This window comes from Pseudoalteromonas sp. GW168-MNA-CIBAN-0100, from assembly GCF_040309225.1.
Lineage (GTDB): Bacteria > Pseudomonadota > Gammaproteobacteria > Enterobacterales > Alteromonadaceae > Pseudoalteromonas > Pseudoalteromonas arctica.
The window spans coordinates 13,019-35,342 of the sequence record NZ_JBEOOL010000011.1; the positions used below are offsets into that span (position 1 = coordinate 13,019).

Consider the following 22,324-nt stretch of genomic DNA (forward strand, 5'->3'; position numbering starts at 1 on the left):
AGTCCCAAAAAGCGGCAATTATTTGGTCGTTATTATTTTTTATAATTAAAGCCTTATGCTATGTACTTGCAGCACAAAATACAAGCTTTGTTCAATTATTATATTAGTTTACAACTATTCGCGTGTTTCACGCCAGTAAATAACCCGATCATTTCCTCTAAAGCGTCCAAATTGTAAAATAGTACGAGGATCAAGCTGTGTTCCATCGCCCTGCCAATCCCACTTTAACCAATCATAAGTATTATATTCTAAGGTAAATTCACCCAAACCATTTGGCTGTGCATAAATACCGTTATCTGGCGGATATACTCCCGCTTCTAGCTGGCCAGATACACCAGTCCCATATTTATAGGTTAATTGTGGGCTGCTAGGTGATATTTGAGTAATTTGGGTATGATCAAATACACTACAGTTATCTTCAGCGTTATTTACAAATCCACTGCCGTTGTAATACTGAGCCTGCATAGGAATAAGTAAAGGGTCGAGATCGGAGCCTGCGTTATTGCCAAGGACTAAACGTCCAAACCTAAACTCTATTGGCAATGCATTTAGTCGTACGCTATTACAACCACCCGAGCATGCTGTTTGTGTATTAGGTTTATCATTTGCATCAATAAGTGTTGCTCCTTCTATGTCAGAAAGCGTTGCCATTAAGCTCACCATAGCGAACGGTCCGTCTGCTTGCCCTACACCTAATCTTTTAAGTGTCGTGTTGAGTTGGCTCATTTGCCATTGGCCATCGCTTATATCTCCCCAGTTGTTATTTCCTAGGTTTACTAAGCGGCTAGTAAAATTAGTTGCAGGTACATAGTTACCTACTTCATTATTTTCGGCATTAACGTCTACACTGGACTTATCAAAGCCCTCTTTATAATTAGCCATTAGCTCACCATTTTGATTTTGTGCTTGTACTGTAAAGCCAAGTTCAAAAGGTTGATCAAGATAAGTTAAATTACTGCCGTATTGCGTGCATTGCGCGGCGGCTTGAACCCCCACTACCTGAAACTGCGAAGGTGCAAAACGACCAACGTTATATAGCTCACCTTTTACATCTCCCGCACCAAAATAATCGGCATCTTGAAGGCCTGCTGTTAAATCAATGATGCCAACTTGGTCGTAATTATATTGCGATATAGATTCACTCAAACTACCTGTATCATTAAAGGCAACAGTGCTCATCGCTTCAAGCGTACCTTGAATACCTGGCGTTGGCGCTTTAAGTAATGCCTCTACAAGTGGTTGCTCTGTAATAAAATGCTTAGCTATGTTGTTATTTGTAATATTGCTGTAGTTGTCTGGGAAACCATCGTTGTTAGTGTCTTGCCCTGTTTGCCACTGCACCGCATTCATTTTCAAATCAAATGCTTCGCCCGTTAATCTAAATAAACTTCCACCAGCGTCTGCTGCATAACCATCACTTGCAACCTCCATGGCTAATCCAAATGGCTTTACAACATATTCATTTGAACTACCTGTTAGATTTACTGACAGGTTAGTAATTGGATCTAAAATTAAGTTGGTTTTTACATTTAAACTCAACTTTCCTGCATCGGGATAATTTATAACAATCGGGGCTTTAGAATCACTATCAAAGTTTAGCGTGAACGATTTAGCTGCTTGCTCGACCGCAAAGGTATTATTGTTGTTACTAAGTGAAACCGTATCAGAGCAACTTGCACCAGCACTGCATGTATACGATAAATCTAAGCTTACATCGCCACCAGCAGGAAATGCAGCTTCGCATACGCCCGTAGTGGTATTTGTTTTTACCGCTTGAATAGATAGCGCTTTTGCATTAAATCCAGTATTTGAAGGCTTTGCTGATAACTGAGTAGGAATTGTAGTATTTCCATCTGTATCATTATTAAAAATAAATCCAGCATCAGAAAACGTAACTTTACAGCCACTCAAACCAACATTATTACCACCGATATAACAACGAAGAGGTGCAGAAGGATCAGCAGTGTTATATCCAAATGTAACACTGCCTGTGGTGCGTTTAGCAAATTCGACAACCGCTGATCCTGTAAAATTAATATTCTCCCCCGTAACCCAACTTTGCTGACCACTATTATCTGGAGAAAGGTTTAAACTAGAGGGTTCCGCAAATAATAAGTCGCAGGCATCATTAGCGCAGGCTGTTAGTGTCATTTCTTTAGCTTCACACGTTAGACCTTTGTTATCGCTTATTGTTAAACGATAATGATCCAGTGTTTCTGGTGTATAAATACCACAAAAACCAGGGATACTTTCGGGTACTGGTAGAGCGTCAAACGTTGAGCTCCCTTCGGTAATAATTTGAGTAGCCGATGTAATTGATCCCTGATACGTTACATTTTGAGCGATTCTTACCTCACCAGTTGCAACAATATAGCCTGCAATATTTGCATCGGCTGCAATAGCAACCGCACCATCGACATAAATAGCCAAGTACGCGCCAGTTTCTACTACTATATTTGTTTTACCTATATTCAAAAATGAAGTTGATAGAAGTGAGGTTGTGTCTTTTAAAAAAATACGTGTAGGCGCTGTTACTCTGTATTGTGTTTCCAGCATACTTAACTGCAACTCATCGTAATAATAGTCGCCAGCTAAAGACGTAGGTACGGGCCCTGTTGAGCTACCATCATTTGTAACCGTTGGCACCTGCGCCGCTTGATTCGGTTCTAAAGAGTTATAACCACCAGCAACACACGCCTGACCATTACACAAAGGAGGGCTTGTCAGCGCTGTAGAAATTAAACTTGTGGTGGTGACAAACTGCGCATTACCATCGGTTATTTCTACTCCCTGCACCAGCTGCACTTCACCATTGTTATAAGTAGAAATAGCGCCTGGGAATAGCGTATCACAATCTAAAATATCACCATTAAATACAAAGGTACTGGTCATGGCGAGTATTGATGCTTCCTCGTTTACGTGACGGCGCTCGTTATCGCCATCACGATCTTCGTCAACAACAAGTCCTAGCCTGTCAGTTCGCAGGTTACAGCTGCGTAGCCACCCGCCATCATCTTCTTGGCGTGAGTTTTTACTTGCTACAACTAACGGAGCCACACTAAAGTTATTAGTAAAACTAAAGTAATTACAGCCATTGCTCCAGCCGTCAACTTCAAAGCCTGTGAAAAAAGTTTCCCACGATACCTCAACGCCATTATCGTCAGAAAATGTGCGGTTACTTCCGGGCTCTACAGCCATATAGGCAACAGTTTCGGTTTTTATGAGCCCAAGTGCTGTTTCAGATGCTTCTAAAGCAATATTAACGCCGCTGGCAGATAGAGAATTACTTTCTACTGCAACTGTTAAAAACGGAATTAATGCCTCAGAAGGTGGATTGCTGTCTATGCTATTGAGTGTTTGTAACGAATGGAAAAAGTTTGGCCTTTGAGTAAACGGTTCAGCAAATGTTAAAGGCTTATAGCCTTTAGGTGTTAGTGGAGCAAAGCCAGACTTAGAGCCATACTGTAATTCGAGCAATAGATCAGTATTACCTACTTCCATAATTGTGCCGTCTGGAAATTGATGCACACCATACTCAATAGCTAAATAGTGCGCTCCCATACTAATATGCCCGCCATCCTCTCCTGAAGGTTCAAGCGGTAAGGCCTCAAAGCTAGTTGTGGTTATATTACGTATTCTTATTATTGCAGGGTTTCCGCCTTGGTTTGTTGAGAGCATAAAAACAGCAGGAGGCGTTATATATTGCTGTTGAAAATTAACTTTTGTCCAAACAGGCGATGTATATGTATCTTGTAGTTCTATATAACGGCCCTCGATTTTTGGAGGCACTGCATTTGCGTAATTACAAAGTAACACGCAGCTAAAAAATATAGTGACCAATGCATTTTTCATCATGGTAAAGTTTTAGCCTCCACACTGAGCGTTCTTTGTGTTTGCCAATAATCTTTTCTGCAGCTACCCCCTGCAGGGCAATCAATTGCGGCGCACGTTGCACTGCTTTGTAAGTAATATATATTCACAAGCCCGTTTGTTGTACTGCTATCAGGTAAGTCTATATATTCATCGCAACTCACCACTACTTTACAGTTAGCTAAATATGCAGTTTGGAAGGTTAAATCAGTAGTAACTGATGTACAGCTTTGAACTGAGCTATTTGTTGGAAATAGTTGCGTTAAACCACTTTCTAGGCCGCTTTGTGCTGCCATAAAAGCGCGAGCCCCATAATACTCAATTGTATTTTGTTGAGATGCACCAGAAAGCACTTTAACTAATGCTAATCCTAGTGCTAATAAAGCAACAATAATTACCAAAGAAACAATTATTAAGTTCCCTTTTTGTTTACTGGGTAAGGCTTTTCCGTGAGGATTTTTTTTAAGGTACATTAGGAATATGTACCTCATGGTTAAAGTTCATTACTTCAGTATCGTTAAATTGCATTTGCGCATTCACATTAAGCACAGCGTTTCTTTGTAGGGAGAGCGCATCAAGAGTAAAAAATAAATCGCTCGCTAAATTGTTAGCAATGTAAATACCTAATAAATCACGTTTAACACCACTGCTTATTTGTAAGCTCACAGCATCTGATTGATTAATAGTAAAACCGTAATTGGTATATCTATATAAATACTGCCCTTCAACGCAAAAACTTACAGGTTCTGAAAGTAAATAAAGGCGTTTACTCGGCGACTCTTGGGTAAATGCTTTGCTAAATTGCCACTCATCAATTTCGCTCGCTGAACTATTAAATGCTGATACTTGCAAACGCTTATTATTATTCTCATCGTATATATCAGCACTGCTTAATGGGTATATCGTTGCCCAATTTCCAGCTTGCGGCTGCGTTAAGTTATTAAGTTCAAAATCAACAGCGCTAACATTAAAAGGCGCTACGGTAGGTAGGTAATTTGTATAGTGAGTCGCTGATAAAAACGGCGTATATTCTAAGCACTGCTGAGCACTACACGCTCCGCTAGTACTGTTATCGCAAGAGAGCCTTAAAGAGTTTGGCGTAGCGTGGCGAAGCTCTTTACTAAGTCGCGTTATTAAAAAGCGGGCCTGAGCTACTGCTTCTTGGCGCTCAACCCCTTGTGAGTAAATACTGACCCCAGCACCAATAAATGAAAATGCACTTACGGCTAAAATACCAATAATAACCATGACAAGTAATAGTTCTATAAGGGTAAATGCATTTTGGTATTTAGCTCTTTGCATTAGTAATTCCCTTTATATGCACTAAATCCGTAAACTTCGCCTAAGGGTGATGTTACTTCAATAGTAATACGCTTAAAGGTTGTGCCATCGTTGATGGTCAATTCGTTAAAGTCGCTATCGTACTCAACAGTAACAACTAAGTTAAAGTCACTGTATTGGCTTAACACCTCTCCTAAGCTATTAGTAATAGGCTGGTTAGACAGTGCAATATAGTCATCTACATCGTTATAACTAGTTCGGGTTTCTAGGCCTGCCCCTAAGTTATCGACGCCTAAATCGCCCTCTGCGGTACAAGGTTCAGCACCCAAGGTTGTTTCGCCGCAACGCCTAAAAGGTGCGCTTCTATCGCTGTGCTCATCAAACGATTTACTTTGAATTTCGTTCATTAGTGATTGACCAAATTCAGAGGCTCTTAAAGCAATAATTGGCTCTGCACTTTTTTTTGCTTGCGGGGCAATTAAAGCGGTAATAATGCTTAATGCAATAGCAAACATCACTATGCCAATAATAAGCTCAATTAAAGTGAAACCTTTTACTTTAAGGGCACGCATATATAAGCCCTTCACCACTTATGCATACGCCAGCTAATCCAACATCTATTCGACACTGCGAAGTGCAGGTTTGATTTGATTTACCTAAAGGATCAAAACTAATTTGGGTAAATATATTTGCGTTACTATCTAAAGCGCTAAATGTTATATCACTTCTTTGCGTGTTTATTTGTACCACTAAATGATCGGTGTTGTTGGTATCAGCGCCACCGATACATGTATCAGGTGTGGGGGGAGCAATAATTGTGGAGGTTATATAAAGCGTATGGCAACTTGTTGTCGCTGTATTTTGCATTGCACGTAACTGCACTGTTCTCAGTGCATTTAAAGTACGGTCTCGATATGAGTATGCATCTTCTGTTGAGCTGCCCAGAAATTTGGGAACTGCCGTTACCGACAGTATTCCCAATATCACTAGAGTAATAATTAACTCAATGAGTGTGAAGCCACGCAATCGTTGCTTACTACTGCTTATCATTTATGTAATTAACAATCGCTAACATCGATAGCGACTGTTGCTGGAGTATCTTTGTTTAAAGCTGGAGTATAAGTAACTTTACAAGAATCTGTGACTAGGTAGCTATTTGGATAAATAATGACTGGGGTTGTAGCATCATCCCCTCCTGACAAATTGAAGTCAGTACTATCAGCGATAGTAGGATCACCGGTTACATCTGCAAAATCTATATCTAAAAATGCCTCAAATGCATCAATAGTCCCTACTGGGTAGCCAAATCGGATTGCTACGCCTTCAACAATAGGTGTTGGAGTATCTGTTTCTGCTTTATTTTGTATATTAGCAATAAGTGCCTTACCATTCACAATATTCATACCACTGCGAATCGACCCTTGTAAGCCTTCAAGTGTTGAAGCATTCGCATCACCTTGCAAGTTTAAAAAACGAGGGGCTGCGGTAACGGCTAAAATGCCTAAAATAACAATTACGATGATCAATTCAACAAGTGTAAAACCTGCTTGTTTATTCATTTGTAAACTTTTTAACGATTGCGTTTTCATAAATAAGCCTCTTTTTAATTACTTAGTTTTTAAATATTTTTACTTTGCCTGTTTTAGCAAAGTATGAAAAACCTGTTAAACCTGATATTTCACCCGTATTGGTAGGTATACTTTTAATATCAATGGTATGAGTTAAATAATAGACGCATTGCGTACTTTCTGCATTGTACCTAACTAAAAAACTTACACTTTTTATTATCGATATTTCACTACTTGAGGTACTACTTGGTGCATCTTGTAAAATTACATTTAATACTTGGCGGCATTTATGAGCATTTATAGACTCTGCACGAGTATCTTTTTTTTCTGTTTCGTCACTCGTTGGTGTACCTAACGATCCATCAACACCAACTATTACTCCTCCATAATTAACAAATGTTTTATTTGACTTACTATTTGGTCTCCCTTCTAACTCCCATTGACCTCTAACCATGCCAACAGCCGATGAAAAACCACCTGCGATAGCATCTACGCTTGCATTATGCGCTTGATTTTTAATACCTATATATTGAGGTATAGCAAAGCTCAAAATTACTGCCAGTAAAATAACAACAATAACTAACTCAAATAATGAGAAACCTTTTGAGTAAGCTATTGTTGTGTTCACCTTAATTCCCTTTAATTGCCGACATCATGTTCCACATAGGCATAAAAATACCCAATGCTAAAATCAGCACCATAATGGCAACAAACACAGTTAAAATAGGTTCTATTTTTGCAGTTAAGCTTCGTAAGTCATAATCAACTTCACGCTCATAATAATCAGCTGCTTCTTGAAGTAACTCATCAACCCGACCGGTTTCTTCACCTACGGCGACCATCTGTAATACAAGCTGAGAAAACAGCTCAGAACTTTTTGAGGCTCTAAGTAAGCTATCGCCTTTTTCTATATCTTGGCGCATAGTAATAATCGCTTTTTCCATATAGCTATTATCTACGGCATGCGCTGTTAGCGATAACCCCGTGGTCATAGGTACGCCAGAGCGCAATACCATAGCTAGACTTTGGCTGTAGCGCGCAAGCAATGTGCGTTTTAAAATATCTCCAATAAATGGAATTTTTAATTTATATTGATCCCACTTGAAGCGCCCAGCATCTGTATTTAAATAACGCCTCCACGCAAATACCGCCCCAATACCCATTACCAACAATAACCACCAGTAATTAACAAAAAAGCTGCTAGTACCAATTAATATTTGAGTCATTAACGGCAATTCGGCATCGAATTTGGCAAACATGCTAGCAAAGGTAGGAATTACAAAAATATTTAAAATAACCATAGCTGCTACAAGAGCCAAAATAACAAAAGTAGGGTAGCGCATAGCTGCTTTTATTCGTTTGCGAGTTTCCTGTTCTTTTTCAAAGTAAATAGCGAGTTGATAAAATGCATCTTCTAATCGGCCAGAACCTTCACCAACCATTACCATTGACACGGTTAAGCGGCTAAATACCTCGTTATGAATTGCCATTGCACTGGATAAGTCCCGGCCTTGCTCAAGTTGCCTGGTAACTTCCATCAATACATTTTTAAATTCTTTATTTTGTGTTGTATCTGCCAATCCAATCATTGCTCGTATAATTGGAATACCCGCTTTTAGTAGCGAATACATTTGTCTAGAAAACATAATCATGTCGTCTAGCGTTATTTTTTCGACAAATAAATTATCAAAAATTTTAATATTATTTTTTGTTTCAACTAAAGAAATTGATATTGGTATAAATTGACGCTTCATTAAACTATCAGCTACGCCAGCTTGGTTACTCGCTTCTAATTGGCCTTTTACCAAAACACCTTTGCTGTCTTTCGCTTTATAGCTATATAGTTGCATCAATATCCCCTACTATTTCTGGGATATATTCAGCCACTTTAAATACTTCATCTAAAGAGGTAATACCTTTCTTAGCGTAATTTAATGCCATTGCTGAGAGCGGCGAAAAGTTAGCACTATTTTTAGCAGCCTTTGCAAAGCCTTGTGTGTCGTTAACTCGTAAGGCATCCATCATTGCATCATCCATTTCGAGCAACTCAAAAATACCTACACGTCCTTTATAACCAGTGTGATTACATGCTGTGCAACCTTGCCCTTTAGAAAATTGAGCATCTGTAATCTCTTCGCCTAAATATTTTAACCAACTTATTTCTTGGCGATCTGGCAAGTACGGTACTCTACAGTCATTACATACTCGCCTTACTAATCGCTGAGCAATAATCGCTCGCAGTGAACTTGCCACTAAGTAAGCCGGTGCACCCATGTCGATTAAGCGCATAGCGCTGGTAATTGCATCATTGGTATGTAACGTTGATAGTACTAGGTGGCCTGTTAAAGCGGCCCTTAATCCAATATCTACGGTTTCTTGGTCACGCATTTCGCCAACCATTATGATGTCAGGATCTTGCCTTAGAGCGGTCCGTAAAATACTGGCAAAACTTAGCCCTATTTTATTATTTATTTGTACCTGGTTAATACGTCCAATACGATACTCAACCGGATCCTCTACGGTAATAATTTTACTTTCTTGTTGGTTTAACTCACTCAATGCACCATAAAGTGTGGTTGTTTTACCCGAGCCTGTTGGCCCAGTAACTAAAACCATGCCATGTGGGCGTTTTATAATACTGCGCACACGTTTTAATATGTGTGCCGGCATGCCTGTTTCATCTAACGATAATAATCCTGCAGATTGATCAAGCAAACGCATTACAACTGATTCACCATGCTGAACCGGCATAGTAGATAGGCGCACATCAATACTATGACTGCGCACTTTTATATTAAACCGGCCATCTTGAGGGAGGCGTTTTTCAGATATATCTAATCCCGACATAAGCTTTAAACGTAGCACTAGTGCCGATGCTATTTTTACTTGGTTAAGAGTGTGCTCTTGTAATATTCCATCTACACGTTGACGAATGCGAAGCAAACCTTCATCTGGCTCAATATGAATATCAGATGCGCGAACTTGCACAGCATCCTCAAATATTGATTGCAGTAACTTTACGACGGTTGCATCAGATGTCTCATCACCTAAAGAGTTTAAATCAAACTCTTCTACGTCTTGATATTCTTCATGGAGTTGTGCTGCAAAGTTGGTAATTTCATCTGTGCGGCGATATACGTTGTCAAACGCAGCCATGATTTGGCTTTCTTGTACAACAGCTAAATCTATTCGTTTAGGAGCAAGCATAGTCGCAAGTTGATCAAGGCCCCTTAAATCAGCAGGATCGCTCATCCCGACCAAAACAGAGTCACCATTGTCTTCGATTACTAGTGCTCTGTAACGACGCGCATATACCTCAGATAAAAGCTTAGATACATCGTGTGATATTTTTCGCTGTGATATATCTAAAAAAGGTACCTGTAATTGCTGCGCTAAAAAGCGTAATAATTGTGGCTCACTAATAAACTCAAGTGTAATAAGTGTCGAACCTAATTTACGGCCCGTTGCAGCTTGAACATTTAATGCTTCACTTAGTTGCGCTTCGGTGATCATGTGTTCGTGAACAAGTAAATCGCCTAAGCGCATTTTTAAACTAGGTCTCATACGACCTCCTTTAGTGCAACTAAACGCTGTAATGCATGCTGGGTCATAGCGGTATTTAACCCACCTAAATCTAGAGCTACTTTATAAAGCTGTTTAGCATCGAGGTACTCTCCCAGTGCATCTTTTGAGGTTGCAAGTGCAAGCCACCACTTGGCTTGACTAGGCTGGAGCTGTGTAAGATGTTTAAAGCTTTCAAGTGCTTTATGGTGCTTACTCGCACTTTGCGCAGCAGTACCTTGCAGCACCCAAAAATCAAGATTCGCCTGGGATTCAAATTCATCACTTAAAAGCAGTAATACCCCTTCATACTGTTGTTGCATAATGAGTATTTTGCTTAGCATTACACGCCATTCAAGTACGTTAGGGTTTTGGCGAATACCTGATTGCAAAACCTGTTGCGCCGAATTTATATCTTGTTGTTTAAAGTAAGTTGCAGCCAGTAAGTTTCGGGCCTCAACATGTAAAGGCGATTGCGCTAAAATAATGTTTAAATCACTAATAGCTTCGTTGTATAAGCCAAACTGTATTGCCTGTTTAGCTGCTGCTAATTGCTCGACTAATAAAGCCTGTGGTGACTTAGTTTCTGCCGCGCTTTTGATCATAGTATTTTGTGGCTTAGTTTTAGTCACTGAAGTAATTTTTGGCTTGCTGACAATAACTTTGCTAGCCACTAACACATTATCTTTAGCTAGTGCAGGGCTTTGTTTAACCTCGGCAATTACAACCGGCTCAGCCGTTGGTTGAGAAACCAGTAATGTTGCTTCACTCAACTTGGATTCAGCTAAATCATTCACTTCTGGTTTTATTTGCTCAACTTGCACAGCCTTCTTCACAACTTCTTGCTCAACTAAAGGCTCTACAGTGCTTTTTTCATCTTGAGAATCAGATAAATTAGAGCTCAAAACCGCGACCATTTTTTGCTGTGGTAAAACAGACTCACGTTGAGTTTCTTTTTTGTCGGCGGTCGGTAAATACAGGTATGCTAAAAAAATGACACTTAGCATAATAAGTAAAATTACGGCTTTAAATACAATGTTTTTTACATCATATATTGGCTTTACGCTTATACCTTCTTGAATATTCACTTGTTTAGCTTCACGTTGCTCAATATTTTTAAGCATATTATTTATAACGCTCATAACCACTGCCTCCATACCCATATGGCAGCAATAGCTAAAACACTAAACATTAACGCGCTGTAGCTCCAATATTGACCGGTTCGATATTTTGCGCAGTCTTCGGTATCTTTTATGGCAAGCTGAATATGGCGATTTGTTATTGTATTTAACCCTTCCCCATAAGCTTGTAATAGTGCTTTGTGGCATAAAATATTAACTAATCTAGGAATTCCACGGCTTGCTCTGGCAATCTTAAGCCCCATACTATTATTAAATAAAGGAGGTCTATTAAATCCTGCAACTTGTAAGCGATGATTAATATAATAAACAACCTCAGCGCCAGTCATCGCCCGTAATTTATAAGAAAAACTGATACGTTGGCGCAGCTGCCTTACTTTATTGTTTGCCAGTTTTTCATCAAGTTCAGGTTGCCCAAATAACACAACTTGAATCAGCTTTTCGCTTTCTGTTTCTAAGTTTGTAAATAATCTCAGCGCCTCTAGTGTCTCCCAACTCAAGCATTGCGCCTCATCTATCAAAAGCACTACGCGCTCATTATCTTCTTGTAAGTCGAGTAAGTGATGATTTATAAGCTGCCCTAGTGCTTGTTGGTCCAATGCTTTATCTACATCCATACCCAGCTCAATTGCAATCGCCCATCTAAGCTCTTCAGGGCTTAAATAAGAGTTAGGCAAATAAGCCACAATGTAATCTGGCTCAAGTTGGTTTAATAGCTTTCTACAAAGCAATGTTTTACCAGTCCCAACTTCACCGGTGACTTTAATAAACCCTTCACCCATTTCAATGGCTGTTGTTAGCACTTGCATCGCTTCGTGGTGCGGTTCAAGTGCACAAAAAAATTGTGTGTTAGGGGTTAACGTGAAAGGCATTTCACTTAAATTAAAAAAGCTTAAATACATAGTTAGTTTTCATACCATGTTTTTAAAAGCTGACGGCTTTCACCTTGTTGTTTTTTCCAAGTATCGGGCATAACAACGGTTGGTTTGATTAAAATAATTAGTTCTTTTTTCTCTTGGCGTTTACGAATACTTTTGAATAAGTTGCCAAATATGGGGATATCACCCAGCACGGGTGTTTTTGATTCTTCATCCTGTGTTGACGTTTGCATCAAACCACCAATAACCACTATTTCGCCACTTTGAGCGCGAATAACGGTATCTGACTCTCGAATGTTGCTTTGCGCTAGAGGTAACTCAAAACGTTGATCGTCTAAAGTAATTACTTTTAGCTGCTCTTCTGTTTCAGTTACTGAAGGGTGAACATGCAAAATAACTGAGCCGTACTTGTCAATTTGCGGCGTTACATCAAGGGCAATACCAGAAAAGAACGGTGTTAAATCAATCTCAGGCGAGGTAGTTGTAGCAGTACCAGTTACCGTCGTACTTGATACATTAGTAACAAAGTATTCGTCTTGCCCTACTTTTATAACTGCTTTTTGATTGTTTGTAGCCGTAACGCGAGGGTTGGATAACATTTGCACATCACCTTGGGTTTCTAGCAAATTAATAACCCCGTTAAAGTCACCTTTTTGAATTGTCAGCGATGACGCTCCGCCAATGGCAGCCGAAATGCTATTACTAATTGTAGAACCCGCTGTTGTAGCAAACGAAATACCGCCTTCTAAACCACTGGCTATGCGCTCCCAGTTGACACCTTGTTGGTACTCATCTTTTAAGGTTACTTCTATTATTTTCGCTTCTAGAATAACTTGGCGTTGCAGGTTTTCTTGGCTTTGACGTAAAAACTCTTTTAGCTGACTAATTTCGCTTGGTAATGCATTTACGGTTACCAAACTAGCTTGTGGGCTTGCAACAACATAGCGCCCATCGCTTGCGCCAATTAAAGACTTAAGGGCGACTTCTAATTCCTTCCAAAAATCATTTTTATTAATTGTTTGGATTCGAGAACCGTTTAAATCTAAGCTTTGATTATCGCCGCCAAACTCACTATTTTGCTGGTTACTACTACCTGAACTTGAACCACTCGAACCACTGCCACTTTGTGCAAATTGACTAACCCCACCAGCAACAACACTCACTGTAGACTGACCATGGCGCTGCATCATTAAATAATTTACAGGTATTGTTTCTGTGCGCATTTTGGCTGGTAGTACTTGTACAATTCGTCCTTCATTAACAATATCTAAAGGATACATACGCTTAATAACATTAATGACTTCATTAAACGTAACGCTTTTAAGATTTAAACTAATTGTGCCATTTACCTCAGGATGCACAGCAACACTAAAAGGGGTATCGTCTGTTAAGCCTGCAAAAAAAGTACCTATTTCGACATCATTTGCTGCGACATCAAAACGCTTGATAGATAAATCATCACTTATAGTTTGCTCATTATTTATAGATGACAACAAGCTTTGCGTAAGTTCGCTTGGCATTTGTAAAGGCGCAATTACTTTAGGATCTGTAGGTCTTTCAGCTAACTCTTGCTCAATATGAGTTTTAACCTCTTTACCTGGTTTAAAGCTATGGCACGCAGTTAAAAATGTAGGTAACAATAGAAGAACAAGCCACGGATGAGATAAATTATTTTTTAATTTCATAGTCATATAATTCTAATTTTATTTGTTTATCATCATTTGCTAACACAACCTGTTTTGAGTTAATGCTTAGCACCCGAAAATCATCTACAGCATCACCAACTCGATAAATATGGCCTGAAATAATGGCCTTAAATGCTGTACTGTTTTTAATAATAGATTGCAATTTAAGTTCTGTACTTTGCTTAACTGGACTATTGTTACTCACGAACATATTTGGCTGAGTCGGATCGCGAAGTTGCGCAAGCGCACTCGGTGCTAAAGCGAACAAAAGTAATAAAAAATATAAATTATAATGCGATAAATTTTTCATTAGCGCTCACTGTAGCAATTTGTAAAGTTAATTCAGCTTGAGGGTACTCTAGTACCTGATAACTAAACTCTTGTATTAATAACTTATCTTGATTATTTTTTAATGCGGCTAAATACTTTTGTAAGCTAAAGTAGCTACCTTGCAAAGTAACTACCATCTGATGCTCAAAAAATAATGTTTGCGTATCATGTTCACCTAGTTTTTCTACATCGATAGCCCGTGCTGGTTTGACATTAAAGCTACTCACTTTTACGTCGCTACTATCTACGAGCAAATCTTTTAAAACGGCAGGTACATTTTTAGCAGCTACAAAGCCTTGGCTAAAACTATTAAGTTGATTATTTATTTCGGCTAATTCATCCCTGGTTTGTGCAATTTGACCGCGTAAAACCTTAGTGTAGTCGTAGTTTAATGCTTGGTTTAACATGGAGAGTTGCGCATTTATCTGCTGTAACTCTTGCAGCGTTGTATTGTGCTTTGAACGTATGTTGGCAACTTCATCTTGCTGTGGAAAAATAACGAACCAGAGACCGAGGTAAATCACTATAAACAAACCAACAAATAAGGTGGAATACTTCTCACGTTTTTGCAGCGATGCAAATTGAGCTTGGTATTTGACCCATAATGGCCAACCTTTATTTTTATTATTCTGGCTACTTGTTGTTTGGCTCATGGTTTATCGCCCTCATCACTAAGGTCTGTCGCTACATTAAATTCACTCACACCTGCTTGCGTAGATAACTCTAAAACTGAAAACTCTTTATCAATAAAAAATGGCGACTGTTTTAAATTATCAAACCAAATTGGTAAGAATTTTGATTGCGATGTTTGACCTTGAAGCGTCACACTTTGCCCTACAAACTTAATGTGGGTCAGCCAAATATTAGGTTCATGATACTTAGCTAAATCGTACATTACCTGTGCGTAGTCGGTTGCAGACTGATCTGAACTTTGCTCTAAATAGCTAAATATTTGCTGCTTATGCAAAACCTCTTGCTGAAGTGTTTTTAACTCATTAATAAAGAGTGTTTTATTTTGTTTCTCTGCTAACTGCTGTTTTACAACTTCTAACTGAGCTTTTCCTTGTTTGAGATATTGCCTATTTTGTTCTAAATCAAGCTCACTAGAATATGTTTTATAACTGTAAAAAGCCCACGTGATTGCAATAATTAATAGCGCACCTAACCACAACGTAATCATTCCAGACAAAGGGACTGGGTCTCGCCGTACGCGTAAGGTTTTTTGATAAAAGTTAATCCGGGTTTTCATAGCACAGACTCAGGATCTGTTAATTGATAGGCTGCCCCAAGCGCATAATAAAAATTTGGCTCTAATTGCTGCGCTAATTCTAAGTTAGGCTCAAAATCTACAACTTTTACTTGTAAAAACTCTGCAAGCCCAGCTCTAAGAGTTAATGAAGATAAATCATCGCACTGTAACTGAATGCTGCGAATTGGTGGTTGCTTGAGCTGGCTTTCAAAAAAGTCCATAGAACGCTGAATTTCTAATCCTAACGCTTCTACCAATTCTTGATTTTGATCCTTATCTGAAATACCCAAAAAACCATTTAATCGTCTAGCTAATACTAATTGCCCATCACGAATAATTAAGATTCGAGGTTCATGATTAGCATGTTGCACAATCAGCATATGCGCCTCTTTGTATGAGCCAAACAAGGTAACTAAAACCATTTCTTCAGAGGTCATTGCACGCAAAACAGGTTTAGTTTGTTCAAAACTGTCTATAAACGGAAGTAGTTGCAGCTTATTCGTAATAAACACATTCATTTTGCTGCTTTGCATCGGTAATGTTATTGGATAATCGATAAAATCAGCCACAATATTTTCAGGCGCTATATCAACTAAATCTTTTGTAGTCCAAGGGAGTGACTGAATGATTTCTTCATCACTAAGGTTTGGTTTATCCATTTGCACTATTTGATAAAAGTAGTGCGGTATGACTAAATTAACGGCACAAATATCAGTAGAAACCTCATTTGTACAAGCAACAATTGCAGCGGTATAATCGGTTTGCTCAGACACATTTACACTGTGAGAACTGTGAACCATCCATTGGTCGCGTTGTTTTTTTAAACATACTGCGTTAACAGTATCTGCGTAAGTTGCAACACCAATAGCTGTATTTGGATCTAAACTACGATTTAACCATGAAAACAGCTTTTCTTTCATATAGCTACTATTGTTAATTGTGTATGAAATAAGTGTCGTACATTTTAACTACTTTGCCAAATTGAAAACCAAAAAAATGCATGAAACATTCATAATAGATGAAAATAACTATATTCAACAAATACATAGCTCGTTTCTAAAAAAGAGAAACATTTATTTAGGTATAAAACGTGATGATTTGCTCCACCCGCTAATAAGTGGCAATAAATGGCGTAAATTAAAATATAATTTAGCGTACATGCAAAAGATAAATAAAACAGAAATTCTGACTTTTGGTGGTGCGTTTTCAAACCATATTCACGCCTGCGCAGCTGCAGGAAAAGAATTTAGTATAAAAACTCGCGCGATTATTCGCGGACCTGAACTGGATAACAACAATCCAACAATCCAATTTGCAAAACATTGTGGTATGCACCTACATGTAGTTAATCGTATAGAGTATCGAAAACGCCACGACACCGATTACCTTAATGCTCTGCAAGAGCGCTTTCCAAATGCTTATATTATTCCTGAAGGTGGTACAAACGAGCACGCCTTATTAGGATGTAAAGAGTTAGTACAAAGCTTACCTGAGCATAACTACTTAGTGTGCCCTACCGGTAGTGGTGGCACGCTTGCTGGATTAATAGAAGGCAGTGCTTCAACAACACAAGTGATTGGTGTAGCAGTATTAAAACAAGCTAATTATTTAAATGAAGAAATAAAAAAGCTGAGCGCTAAAGCCAATAATCAAACTAACTGGCAGTTACTCACAGAGTTTCATGGTGGTGGCTATGGTAAGTTTTCACCTGAGTTATGGCAGTTTTGCCAAGATATGAATCGCACACATAATCTACCGCTTGAGCCTATTTATAGCGGAAAAATGATGTATGCATTGTGGCAACTTATAGAGCAAGATTATTTCCCATCTGGGAGTAAAATTATTGCGGTTCATACTGGCGGGCTTCAGGGGCTAAATGGACTTAAATATAGAGGATTAATTTAATTAAATACCGCTTGCGTAAACTCTTGAAGTGGCTCGGAAAAGTAAAACCCTTGAGCCCCCACTACTCCCAATTTGGCAAGCGTAAATAACTCTTTTTGAGTTTCTACACCAACGGCATATACAGGTAAATTTAAAAGGTTTGCGGCTTCGACTATCTTTTTTATTTGCCTTTGATTTTGAGTTTTTTCATTTAATAAATGAATTAGTTCGTATGATAATTTAAGCCCGCATACTTGGTTATAATTAGCTAATACAGCTACTTTTTCACTACTTTTTACATTATCAATCACAACTTGTGAACGGCTTTTTTTAATTATATTTAGTGCATTAGTTATCGATTCTCTATGAGTAAAAAACTCAACCTCACTTATTTCAAATTGTAATTTAGCACTTAATTTAAGCTCTGCTATTTGACTAGGTAACCATTCCCAAAATACATTATTAAACCAATTTTTAGGGTGTAGATTTACACTAACTGTTAAGGCCGAAGATTCACTCAGCATTAGCTTTTTAACTTGTGTTATTACAGCTTTATCTAATATTAAAGCGTCTTGATTACTATAAACCTGATTAATAAAATAACGAGCAGCTAGTAATCCAAGTTGGCTATGCCTAACTCTGATAAGAGCTTCATGTTCTAAAATTTCCCCGCTAGAGAGCTCAAATAAAGGCTGGAAGAATAATATAAATTTATTCTTTTTAATATTTTCGATAACTTGCTTACTAGAAAGTGGTTTTTCTTGACAGTAATTTAACGCTAAGCGGTGAGAATGCTGCACTAAGCTGTTTTGCGATAGCATAAGTGCTGATTTTGCTAACTGATAAACCGCAATTTTATCTGCGCCTAATCGATAGTCGCACGCACCTATTTTAATGTTTTTATGAGTCATACTTTTTTGATAATTTTGGCATAGTAAAAACACGCTCTGATGAAGCTTTTCAACGTAGCTGTCTAACTCGGGAGTAGGTATATGTGGCAAGGTGACGGCTAAGTAACTGGAATTTAATATTTTTACCGACACATCTTTAAATTCAGTCAATTTTCTAGTGATTAACACTTTAAAAATAGCTTCTTTATCGGTTTTCTTATCAAAGTCACATTCAATGAGTAAAAATAAGCTATGTGATGCTCTATTAACCCCATACAAAGAACTTAATTCGCATTTTTTTACTTGTTTAATTAATCGTATTTTATTTTGTTTTTGTTTAATAATTTTAGTAGGTTGTATCATTGTATTTTTGGGCGTAATTCTACGGCTTACATTCAATAAGCCCCACCAACGATAAGACCAGCCAGCGGCGCCTAATATGATCAAGTTTAGCAATATAAATAAGTAACTTTGTGTTACCCAAGCAGGATAATGATAGAGGCTCAAACTTAATGTTTTATAAGAAAAAACTTCGCGCTCTATATTTACTAAATGCCTAAAATGCTCTGCAGGCTTTGGCACTTCCAACACAAAACCTTCACTTTTAGCTAATGCGGCCAACACTTCATTGTTTATAGAAGGAGATAAATTCAGCTCGTAAACTTGTTTAACGAACTGCTGGCCAGAAGCATGAACTTTTTGATGTAATGCATCATTTAAAATAAAATTAAAACTAATAAGTATCATCAAAAATAAGACAAAAGAGATACCTTTGAAGTACTTTAAAAGCCAGAGTTTACTCTTTTGCATAGCCTGCCACTCGTTAAATTATTAACTAAAGTGTTGTTCAATATCTATAGAAGTACAAGGTCGTAAAGCAAGTTTAAACATTTATTAATAGCGCTAAACAAAAAACACTCTGATAAACGAGACATAATAGTTTAAATTAGTTAGATATTAAATAAAGGCCCACATGGGGGCTGTTTAAAAGTCTGTGTCATTTCAGTATTATTAAATAGATGGACTGATAATTAATTTAATTGCTCATACATAATTTTACTTCGCACTAATTGAGCGAGTGTTTTAGCACCTAATTTTTCCATTACATGAGAGCGATGAACTTCAACGGTGCGTTCACTAATACTAAGATCGCACGCGATTACTTTATTCATTGCCCCATCAGTCACTCGTTCAAACACTTCACGTTCTCGACTCGACAACGATTCAACATTAATCTTATTTTTATGCTTATCGAGTGATTTTTCATGTTGTTTTTCATCAAGTACCAATGCCTCATTAATACGGTCAATCAAGTGCTGTTCATTAAATGGTTTTCTAATAAAATCAATTGCTCCTAAACGCATCGCTTCTACAGCCATCGGGATATCACCATGCCCGGTAATAAATATTATTGGTAATGAGCAATTTAAATCTTTAAGTTTTTGTTGTAGCTCTAAACCACTCATTTTAGGCATACGTATATCCAATACTAAGCAACCAGCCATGGTTTCATTATATACATCCAAAAACGCAGCGCCTGAACTAAAGCTCTGAGCGTCAATATCAATAGAGTCTAGTAGTATTTCAAGCCCTTCACGAATACCTTCATCGTCATCAATTATAAAAACGCTTTGCTTATCGCTCATAAACGACTCCTCTATTATGTGTTGGCAAAGTAAACATAAAAATAGCTCCTGTTGGCTTATTGTCATAAAAGTGAATATGCCCACCATGTTCTTCAACAATGCTTTTAGATATAGATAGACCGATGCCTGTGCCATTTTCTTTGGTTGATGAAAATGGTTTAAATAACTTCTCTCTAATTTCTTCAGGTAACCCTACACCGGTATCAGCCACTGATATCTCAACATATTTATCTTCATTCAATTTTATTTCGAGCTCTATTTTTGAATCATTTTTATAAGCATTTAACTGCATAGCTTCCATACCATTGCGTAATAAATTAAGAATAACCTGCTCTATTTGCACCCGATCAACAAACACATCAATTTGTTCATCACATGTAATTATTCTGACAGTAATATTGCGAAGTCGCGCTTCTGATTCTGCTAGGTTTGTTACTTCTTTTATTAAAAATATACAATCAATGACTTCTTTTGATCGTTGCCCTTTTTTGGTCATTAACTGCATACGCTCAATAACGGCTCCCGCTCGACGAGAGTGTAAACTTAGTTTTTCAAATATTAAGGGGAGTTTGTCAAACCTCCCTTTCTCACAAAAGTTTTTTGCCGTCTGAGAGAAAAGAGAAATAGCCGTCAGAGGTTGATTTATTTCATGTGCAATTCCTGCTGCCATTTCACCCAATGCATTGACCCTTTCGGTATGCGCTAATTGTTCAGTATGAAGCCGGGCTTGGTCTTCTGACGCACGTTGCTTGGTAATATCTCGAATCAAACCTACAAACATTGTACTTTCATGATTCTGTATTTCACTTACAGATAAGTGAATTGGAAATGTTGTGCCATCTTTATGCTTAGCTACAAGCTCACGACCCACACCAATAATATGCGTCTGCTTCGTTTTTAAATATTGAGCTAAATGCTGGTCATGGTTTTTACTAAATGATGTAGGCATTAATATTGTTACGTTTTTATCTTTTACTTCATCTGAGGCATAACCAAACATAGCTTGCGCAGCAAAATTAAAACTTTGTATAAGCCCGTATTGATCAATGGTAATAACGGCTTCAACAACTGAATTTACTACCGCATCAGAGAAAGCATAACTACTAATTAGGTCAGCTTCAGCCTGCTTAATAGAGGTAATATCATTAATAAATCCTTCAATAATAACTTCACCATTAAAAATAGAACTAACCGGTCCTCCTTTTTCCCACACTAATTTGATCCCACTATTTTTGGTATTAATTCTATATTCAAGTTCAAAGGAGCGTTTTTCTTTGACAGCCTCTGTAAGTGACGCCTGTACTCGCTCATAATCACCTGAATGTATTATTTCCCTCCACAGCATTCTATTTTTTTTAAACTCAGCTCGAGAATAACCAGTTAAACTTTCGCACCCATCACTAACCAGTATCATAGGCCAGCTCATAGTATTAAAAGACTGATATGCCATGCCGGGAAGATTTTTTAATAAATATTCAATCTTATAACGCCCGTCTTTTATTTTACTGCGTGCAAATAAATAAGTATAAGCAGCCAACACAATTAAAAAAGCAATAAAAATACCAAGTGAAATTAAAATTCTCATGATTTTATAGTGAGCAATATACAAAAACTCATCACTGGGCGATATGCTTATCTCCCACTTATGACCTTGTAAATCATAGGATGCTTTTTTATCCCAAATGCTTGTAACAGGAAATGAATTTGTTTGATCTGAATATACTTTTTGCCCATCAATAAACAGCGTAAAATGATATTCCTTAAGTAAAAATGCAGGTACAACTGTCTTAATGTAAGGTTCAAAAATCAACGCACTTGCAATAAAACCCTCTAGTTTTTTATTGGTGTTAAAAACAGGAATATATATTCCGATACCCTCTCCACCATAAATAGATTGCAAAGGTGTTGTGACGACTGCTTGTTCTGTATTTTGTGCTTTTATTGCGGCTAACAATGCAGGCAGATTTAATGCCAAATTAAAATCGATGGCGATCTCATTACCTTGCTTTGGTATTATTCTTCGCACATGTAATGATCTATCAATCCAACCTATGGCTTGATAGCCATGTTGCGAATCGTACAATGTTTTACTGATTACTTCCCAATCACCTTGTGGCATATCGCTTGATATAGAAGACAACTTAGATAACTCTGACAGTGATGTTATTCGCCCTTCCAAATCATCTTTAAGCAGTGTTTTAATACCTTGGGCAGTATTTTTCGTTACTCGTTCAATATGGATTCGCTCTTGGGAATCTATATGAAATACTATAAAAATCATTAAACACGTAACCAGTATTCCTACCATTATTGCGTACAATAAAATAGCTAATTGGGATGAGG

General features: G+C 37.9%; 20 protein-coding genes. 1 reads left to right on the forward strand and 19 read right to left on the reverse strand.

The features are described 5' to 3' along the window. Nucleotides 1–114 precede the first annotated feature (114 nt). Genes AAEY62_RS08565 through AAEY62_RS08640 form a run of 16 tightly spaced genes read right to left on the reverse strand, consistent with a single transcriptional unit; the run spans nucleotide 115 to nucleotide 16,481 of the window. Nucleotides 115–3,855 (reverse strand): DUF6701 domain-containing protein, encoded by a 3,741-nt coding sequence (locus AAEY62_RS08565; protein ID WP_350634804.1) that lies wholly within the window; start codon nucleotides 3,853–3,855, stop codon nucleotides 115–117. Next, the gene (locus AAEY62_RS08570) at nucleotides 3,852–4,343 is read right to left on the reverse strand and encodes an agglutinin biogenesis protein MshP (RefSeq protein WP_350634805.1); all 492 of its coding nucleotides are present in this window, start codon (nucleotides 4,341–4,343) and stop codon (nucleotides 3,852–3,854) included. Before AAEY62_RS08570 ends, AAEY62_RS08565 begins: the two co-directional genes overlap by 4 nt. Then, complete coding sequence (locus tag AAEY62_RS08575; protein ID WP_101163209.1) at nucleotides 4,333–5,172, reverse strand: PulJ/GspJ family protein; 840 nt, start codon at nucleotides 5,170–5,172, stop codon at nucleotides 4,333–4,335. Before AAEY62_RS08575 ends, AAEY62_RS08570 begins: the two co-directional genes overlap by 11 nt. Next, nucleotides 5,172–5,723: a type II secretion system protein gene (locus AAEY62_RS08580; RefSeq protein ID WP_197116343.1), complete on the reverse strand. Its 552-nt coding sequence runs from the start codon at nucleotides 5,721–5,723 to the stop codon at nucleotides 5,172–5,174. The genes AAEY62_RS08575 and AAEY62_RS08580 overlap by 1 nt, the downstream gene beginning before the upstream one ends. Then, entirely contained in the window at nucleotides 5,710–6,177 is a 468-nt protein-coding gene (locus AAEY62_RS08585; protein WP_350634806.1) for a type II secretion system protein, read from the reverse strand. The genes AAEY62_RS08580 and AAEY62_RS08585 overlap by 14 nt, the downstream gene beginning before the upstream one ends. A 32-nt stretch (nucleotides 6,178–6,209) precedes the next feature. After that, a complete protein-coding gene (locus AAEY62_RS08590) occupies nucleotides 6,210–6,740 on the reverse strand; it encodes a prepilin-type N-terminal cleavage/methylation domain-containing protein (protein ID WP_350634807.1) in 531 nt (176 codons plus the stop codon). A 22-nt stretch (nucleotides 6,741–6,762) separates the two neighbouring features. Then, a complete protein-coding gene (locus AAEY62_RS08595; protein WP_024589864.1) occupies nucleotides 6,763–7,347 on the reverse strand; it encodes a pilus assembly FimT family protein in 585 nt (194 codons plus the stop codon). 1 nt (nucleotide 7,348) lies between these two features. Further along, complete coding sequence (locus AAEY62_RS08600; protein WP_024589865.1) at nucleotides 7,349–8,569, reverse strand: type II secretion system F family protein; 1,221 nt, start codon at nucleotides 8,567–8,569, stop codon at nucleotides 7,349–7,351. Further along, nucleotides 8,556–10,283, reverse strand: coding sequence for a GspE/PulE family protein (locus AAEY62_RS08605; protein ID WP_024589866.1), 1,728 nt, complete (start codon nucleotides 10,281–10,283; stop codon nucleotides 8,556–8,558). Before AAEY62_RS08605 ends, AAEY62_RS08600 begins: the two co-directional genes overlap by 14 nt. Next, nucleotides 10,280–11,422 (reverse strand): tetratricopeptide repeat protein, encoded by a 1,143-nt coding sequence (locus tag AAEY62_RS08610; protein WP_350634808.1) that lies wholly within the window; start codon nucleotides 11,420–11,422, stop codon nucleotides 10,280–10,282. Before AAEY62_RS08610 ends, AAEY62_RS08605 begins: the two co-directional genes overlap by 4 nt. Beyond that, complete coding sequence (locus AAEY62_RS08615) at nucleotides 11,419–12,321, reverse strand: ExeA family protein (protein WP_007586321.1); 903 nt, start codon at nucleotides 12,319–12,321, stop codon at nucleotides 11,419–11,421. Before AAEY62_RS08615 ends, AAEY62_RS08610 begins: the two co-directional genes overlap by 4 nt. Before the next feature lie 2 nt (nucleotides 12,322–12,323). Then, nucleotides 12,324–13,982 carry a pilus (MSHA type) biogenesis protein MshL gene (mshL, locus tag AAEY62_RS08620; RefSeq protein WP_350634833.1) on the reverse strand — a complete coding sequence of 553 codons (1,659 nt, stop codon included), beginning with the start codon at nucleotides 13,980–13,982 and terminating at the stop codon, nucleotides 12,324–12,326. Continuing rightward, on the reverse strand, nucleotides 13,966–14,292 hold the full coding sequence (locus AAEY62_RS08625) for an agglutinin biogenesis protein MshK (protein ID WP_165721216.1): 327 nt from the start codon (nucleotides 14,290–14,292) through the stop codon (nucleotides 13,966–13,968). The genes mshL and AAEY62_RS08625 overlap by 17 nt, the downstream gene beginning before the upstream one ends. Beyond that, nucleotides 14,270–14,965: a hypothetical protein gene (locus AAEY62_RS08630; protein WP_010553778.1), complete on the reverse strand. Its 696-nt coding sequence runs from the start codon at nucleotides 14,963–14,965 to the stop codon at nucleotides 14,270–14,272. Before AAEY62_RS08630 ends, AAEY62_RS08625 begins: the two co-directional genes overlap by 23 nt. After that, nucleotides 14,962–15,561: a PilN domain-containing protein gene (locus AAEY62_RS08635; protein ID WP_350634809.1), complete on the reverse strand. Its 600-nt coding sequence runs from the start codon at nucleotides 15,559–15,561 to the stop codon at nucleotides 14,962–14,964. The genes AAEY62_RS08630 and AAEY62_RS08635 overlap by 4 nt, the downstream gene beginning before the upstream one ends. Further along, the gene (locus AAEY62_RS08640; RefSeq protein WP_101163202.1) at nucleotides 15,558–16,481 is read right to left on the reverse strand and encodes an MSHA biogenesis protein MshI; all 924 of its coding nucleotides are present in this window, start codon (nucleotides 16,479–16,481) and stop codon (nucleotides 15,558–15,560) included. The genes AAEY62_RS08635 and AAEY62_RS08640 overlap by 4 nt, the downstream gene beginning before the upstream one ends. A gap of 76 nt (nucleotides 16,482–16,557) precedes the next feature. Between AAEY62_RS08640 and AAEY62_RS08645 the strand changes: the two genes are divergently transcribed. Beyond that, complete coding sequence (locus AAEY62_RS08645; protein WP_350634810.1) at nucleotides 16,558–17,466, forward strand: 1-aminocyclopropane-1-carboxylate deaminase/D-cysteine desulfhydrase; 909 nt, start codon at nucleotides 16,558–16,560, stop codon at nucleotides 17,464–17,466. Here the strand turns inward: AAEY62_RS08645 and AAEY62_RS08650 are convergent. From AAEY62_RS08650 to AAEY62_RS08660, 3 genes are all read right to left on the reverse strand, one after another. After that, on the reverse strand, nucleotides 17,463–19,145 hold the full coding sequence (locus AAEY62_RS08650) for an EAL domain-containing protein (RefSeq protein WP_350634811.1): 1,683 nt from the start codon (nucleotides 19,143–19,145) through the stop codon (nucleotides 17,463–17,465). The genes AAEY62_RS08645 and AAEY62_RS08650 overlap by 4 nt on opposite strands. Nucleotides 19,146–19,366: 221 nt before the next feature. Further along, nucleotides 19,367–19,981: a response regulator transcription factor gene (locus AAEY62_RS08655; RefSeq protein WP_024589873.1), complete on the reverse strand. Its 615-nt coding sequence runs from the start codon at nucleotides 19,979–19,981 to the stop codon at nucleotides 19,367–19,369. Continuing rightward, complete coding sequence (locus tag AAEY62_RS08660) at nucleotides 19,971–22,262, reverse strand: PAS domain S-box protein (RefSeq protein WP_350634812.1); 2,292 nt, start codon at nucleotides 22,260–22,262, stop codon at nucleotides 19,971–19,973. The genes AAEY62_RS08655 and AAEY62_RS08660 overlap by 11 nt, the downstream gene beginning before the upstream one ends. Between the last annotated feature and the right edge of the window lie 62 nt (nucleotides 22,263–22,324).

Coding starts and splice junctions, on each gene's coding strand:
- AAEY62_RS08565 (WP_350634804.1), bottom strand. CDS start 3,855: ATGATGAAAAATGCATTGGTCACTATATTTTTTAGCTGCGTGTTACTT.
- AAEY62_RS08570 (WP_350634805.1), bottom strand. CDS start 4,343: ATGTACCTTAAAAAAAATCCTCACGGAAAAGCCTTACCCAGTAAACAA.
- AAEY62_RS08575 (WP_101163209.1), bottom strand. CDS start 5,172: ATGCAAAGAGCTAAATACCAAAATGCATTTACCCTTATAGAACTATTA.
- AAEY62_RS08580 (WP_197116343.1), bottom strand. CDS start 5,723: ATGCGTGCCCTTAAAGTAAAAGGTTTCACTTTAATTGAGCTTATTATT.
- AAEY62_RS08590 (WP_350634807.1), bottom strand. CDS start 6,740: ATGAAAACGCAATCGTTAAAAAGTTTACAAATGAATAAACAAGCAGGT.
- AAEY62_RS08600 (WP_024589865.1), bottom strand. CDS start 8,569: ATGCAACTATATAGCTATAAAGCGAAAGACAGCAAAGGTGTTTTGGTA.
- AAEY62_RS08605 (WP_024589866.1), bottom strand. CDS start 10,283: ATGAGACCTAGTTTAAAAATGCGCTTAGGCGATTTACTTGTTCACGAA.
- AAEY62_RS08610 (WP_350634808.1), bottom strand. CDS start 11,422: ATGAGCGTTATAAATAATATGCTTAAAAATATTGAGCAACGTGAAGCT.
- AAEY62_RS08615 (WP_007586321.1), bottom strand. CDS start 12,321: ATGTATTTAAGCTTTTTTAATTTAAGTGAAATGCCTTTCACGTTAACC.
- mshL (WP_350634833.1), bottom strand. CDS start 13,982: ATGAAATTAAAAAATAATTTATCTCATCCGTGGCTTGTTCTTCTATTG.
- AAEY62_RS08625 (WP_165721216.1), bottom strand. CDS start 14,292: ATGAAAAATTTATCGCATTATAATTTATATTTTTTATTACTTTTGTTC.
- AAEY62_RS08630 (WP_010553778.1), bottom strand. CDS start 14,965: ATGAGCCAAACAACAAGTAGCCAGAATAATAAAAATAAAGGTTGGCCA.
- AAEY62_RS08635 (WP_350634809.1), bottom strand. CDS start 15,561: ATGAAAACCCGGATTAACTTTTATCAAAAAACCTTACGCGTACGGCGA.
- AAEY62_RS08640 (WP_101163202.1), bottom strand. CDS start 16,481: ATGAAAGAAAAGCTGTTTTCATGGTTAAATCGTAGTTTAGATCCAAAT.
- AAEY62_RS08645 (WP_350634810.1), top strand. CDS start 16,558: ATGCATGAAACATTCATAATAGATGAAAATAACTATATTCAACAAATA.
- AAEY62_RS08650 (WP_350634811.1), bottom strand. CDS start 19,145: ATGCAAAAGAGTAAACTCTGGCTTTTAAAGTACTTCAAAGGTATCTCT.
- AAEY62_RS08655 (WP_024589873.1), bottom strand. CDS start 19,981: ATGAGCGATAAGCAAAGCGTTTTTATAATTGATGACGATGAAGGTATT.
- AAEY62_RS08660 (WP_350634812.1), bottom strand. CDS start 22,262: ATGATTTTTATAGTATTTCATATAGATTCCCAAGAGCGAATCCATATT.